We start from the raw sequence: 17,943 nt of genomic DNA, 5'->3' as shown, positions 1-17,943 counted from the left end.
TGGTCAAGCTGGTGCTATAAGGCATGGAATCTCAAGAGCATTGGTCGAATATGACGAAAATCTTCGTGGGCCGTTGCGAAAAGCTGGATTCCTCACTAGGGATGCGAGAAAGGTCGAGAGAAAAAAAGTTGGATTACACAAGGCTAGGAAGAGACCTCAATTCTCGAAAAGATAATTTAACCATTTAAATCAATAGGTTACGGATCATTTATACCCTTTAGTGATTGCGTATAAATTTGAAATCCGGTATACTCCACTAGTCCGTATTAACAGAAGAATCCCTTTTCATTTTTCTCAAGAAAAATATTTGTTTTTAGAGCAAAACTTTAAAAAAAGGCCTCATTATGACCACTGAATATGTTAATGAAAGTAGAAGAAAATTTTTGTTAGCATCATCATCTGTTTTAGGCGGTGTCGGGGTAGTCGGTGCGGCAATACCTTTTGTAGCCTCCTGGAAACCGAGTGCGAAGGCAAAAGCAGCAGGCGCGCCAGTTAGTGTTGATATATCGAAACTTGATTATGGAGCGCAGATCGTGGTTGAGTGGCGAGGAAAGCCAGTTTATGTGATCAAAAGAACGACAGAGGCAATTGCTGATTTAGACTTATATGAAAATGGTGTATTAAAGGATGAGATGTCCGAGCTTTCAACGCAGCCCGATTATGTTGGAGGGAGTTCTCGAACTCTCGCAGGGAGAGAGGAAATTCTGGTAATTGTTGGTTTATGTACTCACCTTGGCTGTGCGCCAATGTACCGCCCAGATGTTGGAGCAAAGGATCTTGGAGGTGAATCTTGGTTGGGTGGGTTTTTCTGCCCCTGTCATGGTTCTAAATTTGATTTGTCAGGAAGAGTTTATGCTGGTGTGCCGGCTCCCTCGAATTTAGAGGTCCCTCCGCATAAATATGAGTCGGATAATGTAATTGTAATTGGAGTGGATACGGAGAATGTGTGAATAATGAGTGATTCAATGAACGAGTCGAAGGGCTTTGCAGCTTGGATTGACTCCAGAATGCCAACTTTGAAGGTGCTCTGGAATGATCATATGGCGGAGTACTTTGCGCCGAAGAACTTTAATTTCTGGTACTACTTTGGCGTTCTCTCTCTAGTAGTTTTAGTTATTCAGTTAATCACTGGTGTATGGCTGCTTATGAGCTATGAAGCTTCTGCGGAGGGTGCCTTTGCTTCGGTTGAGTACATCATGAGAGATGTAGAGCTTGGATGGATAATCAGATATGCCCATTCGACAGGGGCATCATTATTTTTTGTAGTTGTTTATATGCATATGTTCAGAGGCCTTATTTACGGTTCGTATAAAGCGCCAAGGGAGCTTGTATGGGTCTTTGGTATGACTATTTACTTAGTTTTAATGGCTGAAGCGTTTTTGGGTTATGTGCTTCCTTGGGGTCAAATGTCATACTGGGGTGCTCAGGTAATTATTTCCCTGTTCTCTGTCATGCCATACGGCGACCTGCTGACTGAGTGGATCCGTGGTGACTTCCTGATTTCAGGCGCTACCCTGAACCGCTTCTTCGCTCTGCACGTTGTTGCTGTACCTCTGGTTATTGTTGCTCTCGTTGTTATGCACCTGCTGGCGCTGCACGAAGTAGGCTCTAACAACCCAGATGGCGTTGATATCAAGAAGCACAAAGACGAAAACGGCAAGCCACTCGATGGCATCCCGTTCCACCCTTACTACACCGTTCACGATCTGGTGGGTATTGTGGTCTTCCTGATGGTGTTCTGTACTGTGCTGTTCTTCTTCCCGGAAGGTAACGGCTTCATGCTGGAATACGCTAACTTCGAGCCTGCTAACGGCCTGAAGACTCCTGAGCATATTGCCCCTGTATGGTACTTCGGTGCGTTCTACGCCATTCTGCGTGCGGTTCCGGATAAGTTGCTGGGTGTAATCGCTATGGGTGCTGCTATTGCTGTACTGTTCGTACTGCCTTGGCTGGATCGTAGCCCGGTACGCAGCTGGCGCTACAAAGGTATCGTTAGCCGTATCTACATCGTGATCTTTGGCTTCAACTTCGCACTGCTGACCTGGTTGGGTACACAGCCTGCAACTGAGCTTCTGACTCTGATCGCTCAGATCGCATCTGTTATCTACTTTGGTTACTTCGTCTTCCTGCCACTGGCACCGAAGTTCGAGAAAACCAAGCCTGTCCCTGAGCGCGTAACTGGAGGCCACTAAGATGAAACTGGGCATGAAAAAGATATTTGCACTGGTTGCTGCCTTCGTCCCTGCGCTCGCACTGGCTGCTGGCAGCAGCGTTCCACTGGATGAGCACCTGACTGACCTGCATGACAAAGCGTCACTGCAGCGTGGTGCTCAGACTTTCGCTAACTACTGCATGGGCTGTCACTCTATGGAGCACGCCCGTTACAACCGTGTAGCGAAAGATCTGGATATTCCAGAAGAACTGATGATGGAAAACCTTGTATTCGCCGACAAAAAGTTCGGTGACAAGATGACCATCGCAATGGATCAGGTAGATTCTAAGCGTTGGTTCGGTGCTACGCCTCCGGATCTGACACTGGTTGCACGTGTACGCCGTCCTGACTGGCTGTACACCTACCTGCGCAGCTTCTACGAAGACGACAGCCGTCCATGGGGCGTTAACAACGTTGTCTTCAAAGATGTAGGTATGCCACACGTTCTGGCAGAGCTGCAGGGTAATCAGGTACTGGGTACTGCACTGGTTGAAGAGGGTTTCGACACTCTGACTGGTCAGCCTATCATGGTCGAAAAAGAGCATGTCCTGTACATCGAAGAAGAAGGCACGCTGTCTGCTGATGAGTATGACAAGCTGGTCTACGACCTCGTAAACTTCATGGTTTACATGGCTGAGCCAATCGCTGTTGAGCGTGAGCGTCTCGGTTGGTGGGTTCTGCTGTTCCTGGCCATCTTCTTTGTACCGGTATACTTCCTGAACAAAGAGTTCTGGCGCGATATTAAGTAATTTCGCTTAATTGAGCCTGAGTCAGAGCCCGACCGCCTTAAACAGCGGTCGGGCTGTATTCGTTTCAGGCCGTGTCCAATTAACTATTCGCAGTTATAAAAGAGAGGAAACTATGGGAGTTGTAGCCAAGCGCTCTTCCATGACGTTCTTATCCGATGCGGCTGATCACTACAGCCACCGTGTACGCATCGTACTCGCCGAGAAAGGCGTTACGGTTGATATTCACGATATCGACCCGGATAACAAGCCAGAAGATCTGGCCACACTGAACCCGTACAACAGCCTGCCAACCCTGGTAGACCGTGAGCTGGTTCTGTATGAGCCAAACGTAATGATGGAATACCTCGATGAGCGTTTTCCTCACCCGCCACTGCTGCCAGTATATCCGGTAGCGCGTGCGCAGAGCCGTCTGTGGATGCACCGCATCGAACGCGACTGGTGTGGTCTGATCGAAACTATCCTGACCGGCAAACCAAAGGATGCAGACAAGGCGCGTAAAGCACTGACTGACAGCCTGGTTGCGACGACTCCTATCTTCACTGAGATGCCGTTCTTCATGAGCGAAGAGTTCTCAATTGTAGATTGCTGTGTCGCTCCTATCCTGTGGCGTCTGCCGCAGCTTGGTATCGAGCTGCCTGAAAAGCAGTGCAAGCCATTGATTCAGTACATGGAGCGTTTGTTCGAGCGCGAAAGCTTCCAGGCATCACTGTCTGAAGCTGAACGCGAGATGCGCGACTGATATGAAAGATAAGATGACACCCAGCCGTCCGTATCTGATGCGGGCGCTGAATGAATGGATCCTCGACAACGACTGCACACCGTATGTGCTGGTTGATGCCGGGCTCCCCAATGTTCAGGTTCCTGACGATTACGTAAACAACGGACAGATCGTGCTGAACATCAGCCCATCTGCAGTACGCAGTCTGCTGATCAATCAGGATGGGCTGTCATTTAATGCACGCTTCGGTGGTGTTCCGATGGATATCTATGTGCCCCTGATTGCGATCCTGGCGATATACGCCAAGGAAAACGGTCAGGGCATGGTGTTCGGGTCTGAGGCCGGCGCGCCTGATCCGGATGATCCACCGCCACCTCCAGGTAAGCCGGAGAAAACGAGCAAGTCTGATTCATCGGGCTCTGGTCGTCCGTCACTCAAGGTTGTTAAATAGCAGCGTTAAGTGAGTGCACACAAACCGCCTACGGGCGGTTTTTTAATGCCTGCTTAAAACTAAACCGGGTTTTATACTGTCGTACTCCTACTGAATTAAAGAAAGAGGCATAACGTGGCAACACCGGAAGATCTTAAACGCCTTAAGCAGGTAGAGCAGTTTGCGCGCATGATGGATGCGCAGTTCAAGATTCCGTTTACACGCTTTTCGATTGGTCTCGATGGAATTATTGGTTTACTACCCGGGATAGGTGATGGTGCGTCTTTCCTGATGGCGCTTTATCCTGTCGTTCTTGCGCACAGATCAGGGGCTGGCTTCTGGCTGAAATTCCGCATGGTGATAAACATAGGTGTCGACACTGTGATTGGTGCGATACCACTGATCGGTGACTTATTCGATATTGGCTTTAAAGCCAACCTGCGCAACGCAAAATTACTACGTAAGTTTCTGGAAGAACGACAGTAGAATTCACTGAGTGACGTTATAGCTCTGCTATACCAGAGCGATAACAACCCCATAGAACAAGATCAGAAAACCACCGATTTCGGCCGCAATCAACGTCCACATATAGACAGGAATCGATTTATGAACAAAGGTCGGCTTCTCTCCGTCTGACAGATGCAATTGGTTGCGTGTGTCTTGTTTTATTCCGTGGATAAAGTAACTGATTACCGCAGTGGCAAAATACCCCACCAGAAGTACGACCGCTAACAGCTCTAACCAATCTGCCAGCTCACTGATCAGAACAAATTGATAGATCAGCACACAGGCAAACGCATACATCAAAGACGCTCCGTGACACACATCGATATAAATATGAGCACGCCCCTTGGGTGAAGCAACGATCTGCTGATACTTGATCACGCCTGTGATCAGACCAAAAAGAAAGAACACACCAGCAGACAGAATAGAAATGACAGCGGCAGACATAACAGAACCCTTTTACTAAAGGTCATCAGTGTAATCAGGCAACGCCCGTGTGTGTAGAAGTGATGTTACTGCGTTGCGGGAGCGAATCAGCCGAAGGCTATTCGCGATAGCAATAGAACAGGTTAGCATCACAGGCATCAAGCCAGACTTGAGCCTGACATTCAGGCTTACATTGAGACTGCTATGGCCCTCATGCATAATTGCCAGAATAAGCACTTAACCAGGGAAGACATTGTGCCTGAACTACTTTTCCTCAAAGAGCCTGCCAAAGCATCAGACGTACTGCATGGACTGAGCGCCGATGATACTCAACAGCTGTGTACGGCAAACCAGGTTATGCCGGGCACATCGTTGCCACGTTCTACCGTTTTCAGCCTCGAGTCCGACAGTCTGTCGGTCAGTGTACGTAATCAACTGAACCGGCTAGCACCTGCTGAACGTCAGTGTATTGCGGGTGTCGCGGAAGCGTGCGGTGATGAAACTGCCGTTCTGGCCGCGTTTCTCGATCGTTATTTCGGCGATGAGAACATGGCTAAGCTGAATGCAGCGATTGGTGCGGGTGCAACCGGGGCTTTTGAGCGCCTGAATAACTTTGAAAAAGCCGTCGTTACCTACCAGAAATCATTGAATAATCTGCGCAGCCTGGTGGAGTCTGGTAAATACGGACGTGGGCACGGTCAGCAAGTTATCGAGGCTAAGCGCTCTGTGCGTATCGCCTATGCTGAACTGGCTCAGCGCTATGCCATTGAATTACAGAGCTTCTCACCTGAAGCTCACCGTGCCAAAAATCGCGGAACAGCCTTCAGTAATGCAGAGCGTGGTATCACGCTGGCAAAGCGTAAACCGAGAGCGCCTAAGCCGGACATCCGATTAAACGTAGAAGGGCAGTTACAGGCCAGCCAGATTGCGAAGATGGGTAAGCTGATCAATGGGCTCGGTACAGCGACGATTGTTGCCGATGGCGTATTTCGGACGACGGAAGTTATGGGTATCGCTGAAGAGGGTGGTGACTGGATGCGTGCTGGTGCGCGAGAGGTGACTGGGTTCGGCGCAGGCACTGCAGCAGGGCTGTTTGCAGGTAAAGCGGCGTATTTTGGCTTGATATCCATAGCCGGTCCGGTTGGCTGGGGTGTTCTGGGGGCAATATTCATGGTCAGCTTAGGGGTTGGTTATCTGGCTAGTAAAGTTGGTAGTGACTTTGGTGAAGCGGTTTCTGATGCTGCGTGGGATATGTCAAAGTGACGATTTTTGAAGTTCTGGCTATTGTGTGGTGCGGTTTTTTGCTCGCTACCGCAGTAACTTGGTTGTCCTTTAGTAGAATCAACTTCAGAAACATGTCTCGACGAGTTGTTGGTGATAGGCCTGAAGAGGCCGTGGATATTTTAGGCTTAAGAGTTTTAGCCGTCGCTACCGTTATCGCTGTGCCTGAGTGGTGGGTCAAACGATTAGAAAATGGACCTTATGTTAATATGATTAAGTATCGATCTGTTGCAAATACTAGTGACCGTCGAATGGCTTTGCTTCTGATCGTGTCTTCTTATGGCTTTGCCTTTACAGCCTTTGTTGGCTATTTCTTTATTCCCAGCCGTTGATAAGTCGAGTCTAAATTTCCTCAAACCTCGGTAGCACCGGCATTTCTACCTCCTTCGCGTCTTTAGGAACTAACACCACGGATTCTCCGTCGGTCACCAGCTCATCGTTCTGGTTTATCACTGTGCAAGCGAGGGTAACGACCGGCTTGTGTTCGTGAAGTGCTATCACCTTCACGTTCACAGTTAACGTATCTCCCGGTCGCACAGGTGCTCTGAAGTTGAGCGTTTGCGACAGGTAAATGGTGCCGGGCCCCGGAAACTGAGTGCCCAGCATTCGGGAGATAAGAACGCCCGAGTACATGCCGTGCGCAATAACACCGCCGAAACGGGAGTGCTCTGCGTAATCGTGATCGAGGTGAACAGGGTTGTTATCGCCGCTGGAGGCAGCAAACAGGCGCACGTCGCCTTCCGTGACTGTATGGGTTAACTGGTCGCTGTCCCCGATACTCAGTGAAGAATAGGCATGATTGATCGTCGATGACATAACACTGCTCCGCGATAAGGTCAGGAGTCAGGTTAACGCGATCAGATGAAAAGGCGATGACGTAAGGCACGGGATCGTCGTCTTTGTTGGTGCTCTGATAAAGAGATGAATCGGTAGCTTGTAGGAAGGGGTCATACCCCCGACATTCATGCGCCGGTTGTTCGCGATTGTTGAGCTTGTGACAAGCCGCTTTCCTCTCGGGGCACGCCGTAGATCCATCCCTGGAGGCTCGGGTGCCGCGTCCTTGCGGCACACGGCCCCGAGTGGAAAGCGACTTGCCAGAGACCCGTGTAGAATGGCAATACATCTTGCGAATCTATTACCCAGCGGTGAACTCTATGAAATACAAAGTCGGTTATGACACCCAAACCTCAGACGGCATCAAAGCTCTGTGGGAGTTACCAGCCGATGCGGCAGTTCTCGACATTACCCCGATGGGCGATGTGTTTTTAGAATTGCCGGATGGCGAATTCGTGATGATCTCGGTCACCGATGGTGAAGTGATGACTGTCACCGAAGAGATCAAGGAATACGGCCTTCCGCCCGTTGATGTAGCCTTAGGCGACGACTGGTATCACCTGGATGCTCAAGCTGCACTGTCAGAGGCGGGCTTAACTTTGAATACAAATGAATGCTTCGGGTTTAAAACGCCGCTTTTTAAAGATGGTGATTACTCCGCTGAGAATATTGAGGTGGTGGATATTCTGGATTATCACAAGCAAGTGCATCAGAGTTTGGCCGCAAGTTAAGAGCTGGTATGTAGGAGGGGATCTTATCCCCGATGCCACGGTATGTATGCAGGAGCGAATCAGCCGGGGGCTATTCGCGATTTTCCTCTACACTAGCACTTCCTTCTCGGCCTTCCAAAACAAAAGCGGGAGCCGAAGCTCCCGTTTTAATAACCTAAGAATCAGCCCAATTCCTCAAGCTTCTTCTTCAGCACTTCCATCACCACTTGCGGGTTTACCCCTTTCGCAGCTTTACGCGTCAGGCCAATAAACGGCCCCATGGCTTTACCGCGTTTTTCTTCTGGGGTGGCCAGGTAGCCTTCCACCAGTTTCGGGTTGTCGGCCAGTACCTGAGCAACGATTTCTTCAATCGCACCAGTGTCCGAGACTTGTTTCAGGCCGAGTGAATCAACGAGGCTATCCACATCGTCGCCTTTCCCTTCAACCAGAGCATTAAAGACTTCTTTTGCACCACCGTTATTAAGGGTGTTGTCTTTAATCAGCTGCAGAATGCGGCCCAGTTGCTCCGCCGTGATGTTCAGTTCGTTGATGCCGACTTCGAGACGATTCAGTGCAGCAGACACATCACCCTGTACCCAGTTGGCAGCCAGTTTGTAGTCGCCAGCGATTTTCGCTGCGGTTTCAAAGAAGTCTGCGAGGTCACGGTTAGCGGCCAGTACGGCGGCGTCTGTGGCTGACAGGCCGTGGTCGTTTTCGAAACGTGCTTTCTTAGCATCTGGCAATTCTGGCAGCGTTTCTTTTACGGCGTCGACGTAATCCTGATCAATGATGACAGGCAGCAGGTCCGGGCAAGGGAAGTAGCGGTAGTCGTTCTCTACTTCTTTAGAGCGCATGGCGCGGGTTTCATTTTTGTCTGCATCGTACAGGCGGGTTTCCTGCAGGATGACGCCACCGTCTTCGAGGATGTCCATTTGACGTTCGATTTCGGCGTTGATTGCGCGTTCTACGTTACGGAAGCTGTTTACGTTTTTAATTTCGGTACGGGTACCGAATTCTTCCTGACCTTTCGGGCGCAGAGAGACGTTACAGTCACAACGCATTGAGCCTTGCGACAGGTCGCCGTCGCACACACCTAAGTAGGTTACGATGCTGTGCATCTTCTTAAAGTAGGCCGCAGCTTCTTTAGCCGTACGCAGTTCTGGCTCAGAAACGATTTCGATCAGTGGCGTACCGGCACGGTTCAGGTCGATGCCTGACATACCGCTGAAGCCTTCGTGCACAGATTTACCGGCGTCTTCTTCGAGGTGAGCGCGGGTTACGTTAATACGGCGGGTTTCGCCGTCGTCCAGTTCGATATCAATGTGCCCCATGCCAACGATCGGGTGGTGCAGCTGAGTCGTCTGGTAGCCCTTAGGTGAATCCGGGTAAAAATAGTTTTTACGATCGAAGACACTTTTCAGGCCGATTTCGGCATCAATCGCGAGGCCGAATTTCACAGCCATGCGCAGTGCTTCTTCGTTAAATACCGGCAGTACGCCCGGCAGACCCAGGTCGACAGCGCAGGCCTGGGTGTTTGCTTCGGCACCATATGCGGTCGAAGCGCCGGAAAAAATCTTAGACTTGGTGGCCAGCTGAGCATGAATCTCAAGGCCAATTACGACTTCCCATTCCATCATAAACCTCTCTTATTCAATGCCCTGTGGAGCTTTCAGGTGCCAATCAGTCGCTTGCTGGAATTTATGACCAGCGTTCAGGATGCGAGCTTCGTCGAAGTAGTTACCAATCAATTGCAGGCCCACTGGCAGGTTGTTTACCTGACCACATGGCACAGACATCCCCGGCAGACCGGCCAGGTTGGTTGCGATGGTGAAGATATCTTCGAGATACATGGCGACTGGGTCGTCGGTTTTCTCACCAAACTTAAATGCTGGCGTCGGTGAGGTCGGGCTCATGATGACGTCGACCTCTTTAAAGGCTTCGACAAAATCATTTTTAATCAGGCGGCGAACCTGTTGCGCTTTTTTGTAGTAGGCATCGTAGAAGCCTGCAGACAGTGCGTAGGCACCGACCATAATGCGGCGCTTAACCTCATTACCGAAGCCTTCACCACGTGAGCGGCAGTAGAGGTCTTCGATGTCTTTCGGATCTTCGCAGCGATAACCGAAACGAACACCATCCATACGAGACAGGTTGGCTGAACACTCGGCCGGTGCAACTACGTAGTAAGTCGGCACAGAGAGGTGGGTGTTCGGCAGTGAAATCTCTTTCACTTTGGCGCCCATTTTTTCGTATTCGGCGATGGCGTTGCGTACCTGCTGCTGCATTTCGGCGCTGATGTCGTCGCGGAAATATTCAGTTGGCAGGCCGATGGTCATGCCTTCAATGCTGTCGTTGAGCGTGCTGGTGTAATCCGGCACGTCGCGCTCAACGCAGGTGGAGTCTTTTTTATCGAAGCTGGCCATCACGTTCATCATCATGGCGGAGTCTTCGACGGTGCGGGTCATGGTGCCGGCCTGATCAAGGCTGGATGCGAAGGCGATCATGCCCCAGCGAGACACGCGTCCGTAGGTTGGCTTCAGACCGGTAATACCACAAAGGGCAGCAGGCTGACGGATTGAACCACCGGTATCGGTTGCTGTTGCACCCGGTACTAAACGAGCTGCAACGGCTGCGGCCGAACCACCGGATGAACCGCCGGGTACGCGGTCGGTGTCCCATGGGTTTTTCACCGGGCCGAAGTAAGAGGTTTCGTTGGATGACCCCATGGCGAATTCGTCCATGTTGGTTTTACCCAGTGAAACGGCGCCAGCGTTATTGAAGTTCTCGACCACGGTTGCGTCGTAGGGGGCTTCAAAGTTGCTCAGCATTTTTGAACCGCAGGTGGTCAATACGCCCTTGGTGCAGAAAATATCTTTGTGCGCCATCGGCACGCCTGTCCATGGTGTCGCGTTACCCGCGGCACGGCGTTCATCGGCGGCTTTCGCTTGCGCGAGTGCTTGTTCTTCGGTGACGGTGATAAAGCTGTTGAGGCCTTTATCGAGGTCTTTAACCCGCGCCAGCAGGTCGGTCGTGATTTCGGTGCTGGAGTATTCTCCGGCGGCGAGATCGCGTGAAATCTCAGCAATAGTTTTGTTGTGCATTCTCAATGTCCTGGAGGCAACTGCCCGCTTATTGGCTGGGCCTTATTCAACTACTCGAGGCACAAGGTAGTGACCTTGCTCGGTGGCTGGTGCAATTTTCTGGAAGTTCTCGCGCTGATTTTCTTCGGTCACTACGTCGGCGCGCAGGCGCTGAACCGCATCAAGCGGGTGAGCCATCGGGTCGATGCCGTCGGTATCGGCAGCAGAAAGCTGATCTACCAGGTCGAGAATATTGGTCAGATTGGTCTGATATTCGGCTATCTGACCGTCGTCGATCTGCAGGCGGGCAAGGCTGGCAATTTTGCGAACCTGATCCTGATCCAGAGCCATGGGTTTACTCCAATGAATACGAACGAATATATAAGTGGGCGAGACTACCACAAATGTCCCTTGCCCTAAATCCCCGCCATTGCTAGAGTTACGGCAATTTTTTGCCATATTTGTTTACGGGAACCCGGTGGATGTTTAAGAAGCTCCGTGGCCTGTTCTCCAGTGATCTGTCTATCGACCTGGGAACCGCCAACACCCTGATTTACATGAGAGATAAGGGAATTGTCCTGAATGAACCGTCAGTGGTTGCCATCCGGACTCAACCTAATGGTAAATCAGTACAGGCCGTCGGTGCCGATGCGAAGCGCATGCTGGGCCGTACGCCCGGGAATATTCAGGCGATTCGTCCACTGAAAGACGGCGTTATTGCCGACTTTGAAGTCACTGAAAAAATGCTCGAACTGTTTATCAAACAGGTACACGAGCGCAGTCTGATGCCGCCAAGCCCACGTGTTGTGGTGTGTGTGCCGTTCCAGGCTACCAAAGTCGAGCGCCGTGCGATTCGTGATTCCGTGATTAATGCCGGTGCGAGCAAGGCGTATCTGATTTACGAACCGATGGCCGCAGCGATTGGTGCTGGCCTGCCGGTTGATGAAGCACGCGGTTCGATGGTTGTTGATATCGGTGGTGGTACTACTGAGATTGCGATCATTTCTCTGAGTGGTGTGGTTTACGCCGAATCTGTGAAGGTCGGTGGTGACCGCTTCGATGAAGCGATTGTGGCTTACGTGCGTAAGCACTACGGCAGTCTGATCGGTGAAGCGACTGCTGAGCGCATCAAGCAGGAAATCGGAACGGCTTACCCAGGTGGTGAAGTCCGTGAAATCGATGTTCGCGGTCGCAACCTGGCAGAAGGTATTCCACGTAGCTTTACGTTGAATTCAAACGAAATTCTCGAAGCTCTGCAGGAGTCCCTGGCGCAGATCGTTCAGGCGGTTAAAGGTGCGCTTGAGCAATCACCACCTGAGCTGTCTTCAGACGTTGCTGAGCGTGGCATGGTTCTGACCGGCGGTGGTGCACTGTTGCGTGACCTCGATAAACTGCTGAGCGAAGAAACGGGCCTGCCAGTGATTGTTGCCGATGACCCGCTGACCTGTGTTGCACGCGGTGGTGGTAAGTTCCTGGAGAACGCGACCGAGCAGCAGTTGGCCATGGCGGCGCTTGAGTGATCCGGTTTCCGGGCCTGTTAAGAATGCATTCGCAGCGTTCTTTGCACATATATCTGTAGAAAGGGGCCGTCAGGCCCCTTTTTCTTTTCCGTATCCGGGCCAGACGGTATAGTTGGGCATGATATTTCAACGAGTGAGGCAGCGTCATTAAAGCTCAGTTTCAGGTGCCCCCATTCCAAGGACAGCGAGTCGGCCTGATCGCAGTGTTTTGCCTTGTGCTCATGTGGGTGGATAACCAATATTCCTGGCTCGATTCCGTGCGTTATGGTGTCGGCTACCTGATTGCGCCGGCCCGTCAGACGGCGGTTATTCCTCTTTCGGTAGCCGAATGGATGAGCGAGAACGCGACGCTGCGCCGCGAGCTTTTGAAAGAGAACAAAGTTCTCTCGGCGCGTAACCTTGTGCTTGAGCGCAAAGCACAGCGCATGGCCTCACTTGAGGCAGAGAATATGTCTCTGCGTGAACTCCTTTCGGCGTCAGACCAGATTGATGACAAAGTTCTGGTGACCTCGGTAACCGCCGTTGACCCTGATCCTTACACTCAGCAGATTCTGATTGATAAAGGCGGCAGCGATGGCGTATTTGTCGGTCAGCCGGTGCTGGATGCTTATGGTCTGCTGGGGCAGGTCATTGATGTGCTGCCGTTTTCTTCTCGTGTGTTAATGATTGCTGATTCAAACCATGCGGTACCTGTGCAGGTAAACCGCAATGGTGTGCGTGCGATTGCGACTGGTACTGGTGCTCTGAACGAGCTGGAGTTGATATACGTGCCTAACACCGCGGACATTAAGGTCGGCGATATGTTGGTCAGTTCGGGGCTTGGCGGGCGTTACCCTAAAGGGTATCCGGTCGCGACCGTCAGCAGCATTCGCAATACGCCGGGCGAATCTTTCGCGACTGTGACGGCAGAACCGACGGCGAAGCTGGATCGCAGCCGTCATCTGCTCTTAGTGTTTACCGACGAAGCTGGGCGAGTTCCCCCTGAGCAGTTGTGGAGGGATGAAGAATGAAATTGCACAGCATTGTGTACGTTATGATCATGCTGTTTGTGGCTTTCGTACTTGAGCACCTGCCTCTGCCTGCAATGGTCGACTGGTTCCAGCCGGCCTGGGTGATGCTGGTTGTGACTGCAGCCGTGCTGGCGGCGCCTTCTGTATTCGGTGTGTGGCTGGCGATCCCACTCGGTCTGATGCTGGATGTCGAGAAAGGTACGCTACTCGGGCTGCATGTGTTGCTGCTAGCGATGCATGTGTATCTGTTGCAACTGCTCTATCGCCGTATGTATTTGTTTAATGTTTTACAGCAGGCCGCCGTACTGTTTCTGATGGTGCTGGCTGAGCAGATTATTCATTACTGGTCACTGGCGGTGATGCGCGAAGACGTGACGCCGATCATGTTGCTTGCTCCGGCACTGACCACGGCCGTGCTCTGGCCCTGGGTTTACGTGATTGGTTACCGCTCGCTGCAACGCATGGAGTCTTCATGATTCTTGCGTCGTCATCGCCAAGGCGCCGGGAATTACTGACGCAGATCGGCGTACGCTTTCGTATTCAGGCGGCGGATATCGATGAAACTCCTCTTGCCGAAGAGCCTGCGGTGGCCTATGTCGAACGCATGGCATTAGAGAAAGCCAGAAAGGTTGCGGAAGAGCACCCGCAGGAAGTTGTTCTTGGATCAGACACCAGTGTGATCTTCTCCGGGGAAATTCTCGGAAAACCTGTCAATAATCGTGAAGCTGAAGAAACGTTGCAGCGGCTTTCCGGTCAGACTCATCAGGTGCTCAGTGCCGTCGCTGTGGTTAAGGGCGACAGAGAGAAAGTGATTAGTGTGGCGACTGAAGTCACCTTCCGGTCATTAAGTGATGAAGAAATAGCGCGTTATGTCGCGACCGGAGAACCTGCCGATAAGGCAGGAAGTTATGGAATTCAGGGGATGGGCGCCATTCTGGTGGCAGGTATTTCTGGTAGTTATAGCAACGTGGTCGGCCTGCCGCTGACCGAGACCGCCGCCCTGTTAAATGAATTTGATGTGCCTGTCTGGCATACAGAAGAATTATGAATGTGAACGCAGAGATTTTAATGAACGTCACACCGACAGAGACACGCGTCGGTGTAGTGGAAAACGGTGTACTGCAGGAAATCTTTATCGAGCGTGAAAATCATCGTGGCCTGGTAGGTAATATCTACAAGGGCAAGGTGGTGCGGGTACTGCCGGGTATGCAGGCCGCGTTTGTCGATATCGGTCTTGAAAGGGCGGCATTTATTCATGCTGCTGAAATCGGTGATGGCGACGCCAATACGCCGATTAACCAGCTGGTGCACGAAGGTCAGTCGCTGGTCGTTCAGGTGACAAAAGATCCGATCGGTACCAAAGGTGCCCGCCTGACCACTCAGCTCTCGATTCCTTCGCGCTATCTGGTGTTTATGCCGGGTTCGGTGCATGTCGGTATTTCGCAGAAAATCGAAGAAAATGGCGAGCGTGATCGACTCAAACAGCTGGTGAAAGACAGCATGGAAGTCGAGGGCCTCACCGGGGAAGCCGGATTTATTCTGCGTACCGCAGCCGAAGGTGTGGGCGAAGAAGAAATCGGTGCCGATACCAGTTACCTGCGTCGCTTGTGGCGAAAACTGCAGGAGCGTATCGCGGACAACAAGCCACCCAGCCTTGTATACGACGAGCTGCCTCTGTCGCTGCGGACGATTCGTGACCTGTCCCGCCCAGAAACCAGTAAGCTGTTGATTGATTCCCGTGAGACGTTCCAGAAAATCGAACAGTTCTGTCAGCAGTATGTGCCAGAGGTTGCTGAAAAAATCGAATACTATCCGGGGCCGCGTCCGATCTTTGACCTCTACAGTGTGGAAGATGAAATTCAGCGTGCCCTTGAACGCAAAGTGCCTCTGAAATCAGGCGGTTATCTGGTGATTGATCAGACCGAAGCCATGACCACCATCGATGTGAACACGGGTGGTTTTGTCGGTCGACGTAATCTCGAAGAAACAATTTTTAAAACCAACCTCGAAGCGGCAACCGCCATCGGTCGTCAGGTTCGTTTGCGGAACCTGGGCGGCATTATCATTCTCGACTTTATCGATATGACCGACACTGAACATCAGCGTCAGGTGCTGCGCATGCTTGAGAAGGTGCTGGAGAAAGATCACACCAAAACCAAGATCAGCGGTGTGTCTGAATTAGGGCTGGTGGAGATGACGCGTAAGCGTACCCGTGAGTCTCTTGAGCACATGTTGATGGAAACCTGCCAGGCCTGTGATGGTCGTGGTGTGGTTAAAACAGCAGAGACCATCTGCTATGAAATATTCCGTGAAATCCTGCGTGAAGAGCGTGCGTACGAAGCAGGGACTTATCTCGTTCTGGCGAGTCAGCAGGTAGTCGATCGCCTGTTAGATGAAGACAGTCACGGCATGGCTGATCTTGAAGCGTTTATTGGCAAGGCAATTAAGTTGCAGGTCGAAGCCCAATATACGCAGGATCAGTACGACATCGTCCTGCAGTAACAGGTGTACTGATGTTGCGCTCAGTCTGGACTCAGTTATGGATAACTCTGGTGGTAGCCACAGTGCTGCTCGCCTTTTATACCAGTCTGGGCCGACAGTTAATTCCGTTGATTGAAACTCAGAAGCCTGAACTTGAGGCGTTGTTGCAACAGCAACTCGGTTTGCCCGTCAGCGTTGGTACTCTTCAGGGTGATTGGAATCTTCTGTCACCGGTCGTGCGTCTGGAAGACATTCAGGTGGGCGCCGATGATGAACACCTGAGTGTTGGGCGCATTGAAGCCGAACTGGATATCAGCGCGACTGCATTTTATTTCTCTCCCGTTTTTAAGCGCATTCTTGTCGAAAAAGTGCGTGCACCGCTGACTGAAAACGAAGACGGCCAGTTATTTCTGGGTGAGCGGCCCTTAATTAATACCTCAAATATCACCGACCCCAAAACAGACAAAGCCGATAAAAAAGCGACACCGCGCTGGCTTGAATGGTTGGGCTATCAACAGGCTGTGATTCTCAGTGACTGGGAAATTACCAATGCCCGCAGCAGTGGTTCGGAAACGCTCCTGATCCGAAAGGTGCTGTGGCGTAACCGGGGTGAGCAGCATGCGCTTGAGGGTGATGTCGCCTGGGGGCGTGAAGAAATTGCCGATGTGTATGTGGGCGCCCAACTGAAGGGCCCGTTGTGGCCGTGGGACGATCAGGAAGGTCAGATATATCTGCGTGCCGATGAACAGCAGTGGACCCGCTGGATTCCGGAAGACCTGCCGCGGGAACTCTCGTTGCCGTCATTACGTGGCAGTATGGAAGGGTGGTTGTCGATTGCTAATGGCGACCTCGACTCTATCTATGTGCGCGGTGAAGTACCGGAGTTAATGTTGGATGCACCGGCTAAGCAGCTTGTGCTGACAGACGGGCAGCTGGAAATCTCAGGCGAGCGCAGTGATGAAGACTGGCACCTGAGCATTCGTCAGGAATTCACGCAGAATCTGCCGTTAAACGAACTGCGCCTTAGCTCAGTTCAACTCGATGACGAGCGTGGCTGGCACATAGGTATTCCTCGTGCCGACCTTCAGGACGTCAGTAATTTCATACTGGATTACAACTTGCTGCCCGAACGTTTCAGCCGGTATATCGAGAACCTTGAACCTGAAGGATTGGCAGAAAGCGTACGCATCAGTCTGGTGCCTGAAGTGGCTGAGACAGGTGAACGTGGTGTCGATATCCGGGCAGACCTGAGCGACATCTCGACCAAAGCGTTTATTGGTATTCCGGCCTTTACTGGTGCCGATGGGCATCTGCACTTGCAGCCGCAGGGTGGCGTCGCTCATATTGATGACCCTTCCCTCAGTATGCACCTTGATGGCGTCTACAATCCGACCTGGGATCTGACTGACGCCTCTGCGAGCTTCTATTGGGATATTCAGCCGGAGCTTTTCAATCTACGACTGGTCGACCTCGACGCCGGACTGCGTGATGCCCGTGTTCATGGCGACCTTGCGATTCGCCTGCCGCGACGCGATACGGATGTAGAAAGTCACCTTGCCTTGATACTTGGGATTGATAAGGCGGATATCCGCTTACAGGAAGACCTGGTTCCCGACATGCTCGACCCGTCCATTAATGAGTGGCTCGATGATTCCTTGCGAGGAGGAACGGCTTCTCAAGTCGGCTTTGTATTGAACGGCGTTATCGGGGGCGATATTCCAGACAACGGTCTGACTACGCAGCTTTATCTCGAAGCCGATAACGCCACCATCGATTATCTGGATGGCTGGCCTTCGGTGGCTGGTGTTAAAGGACGTGTATTTCTCGACAGCCCTGATCTGGATGCATGGATTGATGAAGGGCGCACTTTGGGTGGGCAACTGAGTCCGGGGGCGCGGGTTAAATTACGCGACACCCGTGCGGGTACCGAGCTATCCCTTAATGGTCATATCGAAGGTGACAGCAGTGAGGCGTTACTCTATCTGCAG

The 17,943-nt window shown here is 51.7% G+C and carries 21 protein-coding genes; 16 read left to right on the top strand and 5 right to left on the bottom strand.

The annotated features are described in order from the left end of the window. From rpsI to B2067_RS02925, 7 genes are all read left to right on the top strand, one after another. Positions 1 to 175, top strand: a 175-nt coding sequence (rpsI, locus tag B2067_RS02955; protein WP_301387392.1) for a 30S ribosomal protein S9, incomplete at its 5' end; no start/stop codon positions are given. A 169-nt stretch (positions 176 to 344) separates the two neighbouring features. Next, positions 345 to 950 carry a ubiquinol-cytochrome c reductase iron-sulfur subunit gene (petA, locus tag B2067_RS02950; RefSeq protein WP_301387387.1) on the top strand — a complete coding sequence of 202 codons (606 nt, stop codon included), beginning with the start codon at positions 345 to 347 and terminating at the stop codon, positions 948 to 950. Positions 951 to 965: 15 nt separating this feature from the next. Beyond that, on the top strand, positions 966 to 2,192 hold the full coding sequence (locus B2067_RS02945) for a cytochrome b (RefSeq protein ID WP_414716521.1): 1,227 nt from the start codon (positions 966 to 968) through the stop codon (positions 2,190 to 2,192). A 13-nt stretch (positions 2,193 to 2,205) separates the two neighbouring features. After that, positions 2,206 to 2,961 (top strand): cytochrome c1, encoded by a 756-nt coding sequence (locus B2067_RS02940; protein WP_297530727.1) that lies wholly within the window; start codon positions 2,206 to 2,208, stop codon positions 2,959 to 2,961. Positions 2,962 to 3,073: 112 nt separating this feature from the next. Further along, entirely contained in the window at positions 3,074 to 3,700 is a 627-nt protein-coding gene (gene sspA / locus B2067_RS02935; protein ID WP_068443856.1) for a stringent starvation protein SspA, read from the top strand. Positions 3,701 to 3,713: 13 nt separating this feature from the next. Then, positions 3,714 to 4,130 carry a ClpXP protease specificity-enhancing factor gene (locus B2067_RS02930; RefSeq protein WP_175607906.1) on the top strand — a complete coding sequence of 139 codons (417 nt, stop codon included), beginning with the start codon at positions 3,714 to 3,716 and terminating at the stop codon, positions 4,128 to 4,130. A gap of 114 nt (positions 4,131 to 4,244) precedes the next feature. Beyond that, positions 4,245 to 4,595, top strand: a complete 351-nt coding sequence (locus B2067_RS02925; protein ID WP_301387384.1) for a DUF4112 domain-containing protein — start codon at positions 4,245 to 4,247, stop codon at positions 4,593 to 4,595. Between the two features lie 27 nt (positions 4,596 to 4,622). On the opposite strand, the gene B2067_RS02920 is transcribed toward B2067_RS02925, so the two are convergent. Further along, positions 4,623 to 5,060 carry a hypothetical protein gene (locus B2067_RS02920; RefSeq protein WP_301387382.1) on the bottom strand — a complete coding sequence of 146 codons (438 nt, stop codon included), beginning with the start codon at positions 5,058 to 5,060 and terminating at the stop codon, positions 4,623 to 4,625. Between the two features lie 234 nt (positions 5,061 to 5,294). On the opposite strand from B2067_RS02920, the gene B2067_RS02915 reads away from it, so the two are divergent. Beyond that, complete coding sequence (locus tag B2067_RS02915; RefSeq protein WP_301387380.1) at positions 5,295 to 6,302, top strand: hypothetical protein; 1,008 nt, start codon at positions 5,295 to 5,297, stop codon at positions 6,300 to 6,302. Beyond that, a complete protein-coding gene (locus B2067_RS02910; RefSeq protein ID WP_297530717.1) occupies positions 6,299 to 6,652 on the top strand; it encodes a hypothetical protein in 354 nt (117 codons plus the stop codon). Before B2067_RS02915 ends, B2067_RS02910 begins: the two co-directional genes overlap by 4 nt. A gap of 10 nt (positions 6,653 to 6,662) precedes the next feature. Here the strand turns inward: B2067_RS02910 and B2067_RS02905 are convergent, their stop codons facing one another. Continuing rightward, positions 6,663 to 7,136 (bottom strand): MaoC family dehydratase, encoded by a 474-nt coding sequence (locus B2067_RS02905; RefSeq protein WP_301387378.1) that lies wholly within the window; start codon positions 7,134 to 7,136, stop codon positions 6,663 to 6,665. A 338-nt stretch (positions 7,137 to 7,474) separates the two neighbouring features. Here B2067_RS02905 and B2067_RS02900 point away from each other — a divergent pair, with 338 nt between their 5' ends. Then, entirely contained in the window at positions 7,475 to 7,885 is a 411-nt protein-coding gene (locus B2067_RS02900; protein WP_301387377.1) for a hypothetical protein, read from the top strand. A gap of 161 nt (positions 7,886 to 8,046) precedes the next feature. On the opposite strand, the gene gatB is transcribed toward B2067_RS02900, so the two are convergent. From gatB to gatC, 3 genes are read right to left on the bottom strand one after another with little or no spacing between them, the layout of a single operon-like run. Further along, the gene (gene gatB, locus B2067_RS02895; protein WP_301387390.1) at positions 8,047 to 9,498 is read right to left on the bottom strand and encodes an Asp-tRNA(Asn)/Glu-tRNA(Gln) amidotransferase subunit GatB; all 1,452 of its coding nucleotides are present in this window, start codon (positions 9,496 to 9,498) and stop codon (positions 8,047 to 8,049) included. A gap of 12 nt (positions 9,499 to 9,510) precedes the next feature. Then, entirely contained in the window at positions 9,511 to 10,965 is a 1,455-nt protein-coding gene (gene gatA, locus B2067_RS02890; RefSeq protein ID WP_297530711.1) for an Asp-tRNA(Asn)/Glu-tRNA(Gln) amidotransferase subunit GatA, read from the bottom strand. Between the two features lie 42 nt (positions 10,966 to 11,007). Next, positions 11,008 to 11,295 (bottom strand): Asp-tRNA(Asn)/Glu-tRNA(Gln) amidotransferase subunit GatC, encoded by a 288-nt coding sequence (gene gatC, locus B2067_RS02885; RefSeq protein WP_068435619.1) that lies wholly within the window; start codon positions 11,293 to 11,295, stop codon positions 11,008 to 11,010. A 131-nt stretch (positions 11,296 to 11,426) separates the two neighbouring features. On the opposite strand from gatC, the gene B2067_RS02880 reads away from it, so the two are divergent. From B2067_RS02880 to B2067_RS02855, 6 genes are all read left to right on the top strand, one after another. Continuing rightward, entirely contained in the window at positions 11,427 to 12,464 is a 1,038-nt protein-coding gene (locus B2067_RS02880; RefSeq protein WP_068435621.1) for a rod shape-determining protein, read from the top strand. 164 nt (positions 12,465 to 12,628) lie between these two features. Further along, positions 12,629 to 13,474, top strand: a complete 846-nt coding sequence (mreC, locus tag B2067_RS02875; RefSeq protein WP_076516385.1) for a rod shape-determining protein MreC — start codon at positions 12,629 to 12,631, stop codon at positions 13,472 to 13,474. Then, the gene (mreD, locus tag B2067_RS02870; protein WP_068435624.1) at positions 13,471 to 13,950 is read left to right on the top strand and encodes a rod shape-determining protein MreD; all 480 of its coding nucleotides are present in this window, start codon (positions 13,471 to 13,473) and stop codon (positions 13,948 to 13,950) included. The genes mreC and mreD overlap by 4 nt, the downstream gene beginning before the upstream one ends. After that, entirely contained in the window at positions 13,947 to 14,522 is a 576-nt protein-coding gene (locus B2067_RS02865; protein WP_068435626.1) for a Maf family protein, read from the top strand. Before mreD ends, B2067_RS02865 begins: the two co-directional genes overlap by 4 nt. Positions 14,523 to 14,524: 2 nt before the next feature. Continuing rightward, positions 14,525 to 15,976: a ribonuclease G gene (rng, locus tag B2067_RS02860; protein ID WP_076516692.1), complete on the top strand. Its 1,452-nt coding sequence runs from the start codon at positions 14,525 to 14,527 to the stop codon at positions 15,974 to 15,976. An 11-nt stretch (positions 15,977 to 15,987) separates the two neighbouring features. Continuing rightward, a partial coding sequence (locus tag B2067_RS02855; protein ID WP_301387376.1) for a YhdP family protein occupies positions 15,988 to 17,943 on the top strand: 1,956 nt, incomplete at its 3' end.

This window comes from Thalassolituus sp. UBA2590, from assembly GCF_002339775.1.
Taxonomy (GTDB): domain Bacteria; phylum Pseudomonadota; class Gammaproteobacteria; order Pseudomonadales; family Oceanobacteraceae; genus Thalassolituus.
The sequence above is the reverse complement of the archived record's forward strand: the minus strand, read 5'-3'. Positions and strand labels throughout refer to the sequence as shown.